At 61.7% G+C, this 1,028-nt stretch carries 2 protein-coding genes; both read right to left on the bottom strand.

The features are described 5' to 3' along the window. Positions 1-258: 258 nt before the first annotated feature. A complete protein-coding gene (locus tag H5T45_07665; protein MBC7129574.1) occupies positions 259-528 on the bottom strand; it encodes an acylphosphatase in 270 nt (89 codons plus the stop codon). Further along, the coding region (locus H5T45_07660) for a M20/M25/M40 family metallo-hydrolase (GenBank protein ID MBC7129573.1) at positions 525-1,028 on the bottom strand (504 nt) is incomplete at its 5' end. The genes H5T45_07660 and H5T45_07665, both read right to left, overlap by 4 nt.

Genomic DNA, 1,028 nt, shown 5'->3' with positions numbered 1-1,028 from the left:
TGAACAAACCCGTGCGCCGCCAAGCGACACGGTGAAAAAAGTGAGTGGCATAGTCCACTCCTTGTGAGCGCTTGTTCTATAAGTCCGGCCGGGCATTGAGGCTAAGAAAGGTCGGCCGCGGCACCTTCTGGTACACCGGGTCTGATCTTCGAAAAATTTGAATGGCCGGGCTTGATGCCCCGGGCGCGTCCAATTCCGAGGAAAACGCGGCCTAGATCGCGATTCTGCGCGCGCCAGCAGAGGGATGAACCTGAAACGCTAGCGCACGGAAAAGCCACGGAACTCGCCGGTCGGTTCCTCCCAGTGGATTTCCACCCCGGTCACGTGAGCCAGAGGCGGGCCGTGGTGACAGAAGTTGATGAGCTCCTGGAGTTTCTCCTCCGGCCCTTCGGCCACCACCTCCACTCGGCCATCGGGAAGGTTCCGGACAAACCCGGTTAGGCCTAGCTTCTGAGCCAGATCTCGGGTGTGGGCGCGGAAGAACACGCCCTGTACCCGGCCGGACACAAAAAGATGCACGCGCTTCATAGGAGCTCTCCTGCCCTCTGCAAGAACCCCACCACGAGTTTGATCGTGGCTTCCAAGTCCGAAAGAAGGAGGGTGGAGACCGGGGAGTGGATGTAGCGGCAGGGCACGGATACCACCCCGGCCAAGGTTCCGCCCCGCTCAAGGTGGATGGAGCCGGCGTCGGTGGAGCCATAGGCAGGAAGCTTGTACTGGTACGGGATCTTCTCCTCTTCGGCCACGCGTTCCAAAAACTGCACAAGCTTAGGGTTCACGGTGATGGAGCGGTCGGCAAGGGTGATGGCCGGGCCTTGACCCAGCCGCACGGGCTGCTTGGCCTCCGGCACTCCCGGAACATCCGCCCCGATCGTTCCTTCCAAGGCCAACGCGAGTTTTGGAGCAATCCGGTACGCCGCGGCCCGGGCTCCCCGCAGCCCTCCTTCCTCGCACACCGCAAAATTCACCACGAGTTTGTAAGGGAGCTTCTCCTCGGCCGTGAGGCGCAGGGCTTCGATGGCCACTAA

The sequence above is a fragment of the Thermoplasmatales archaeon genome (assembly GCA_014361245.1).
Lineage (GTDB): Archaea > Thermoplasmatota > E2 > UBA202 > JdFR-43 > JACIWB01.
Note: the sequence above shows the minus strand (reverse complement) of the source record. Positions and strands in the feature narration are given on the sequence as shown.

Excerpts from the sequence above, each read along its gene's own strand:
- H5T45_07665 (MBC7129574.1), bottom strand. The coding sequence starts at position 528 with ATGAAGCGCGTGCATCTTTTTGTGTCCGGCCGGGTACAGGGCGTGTTC.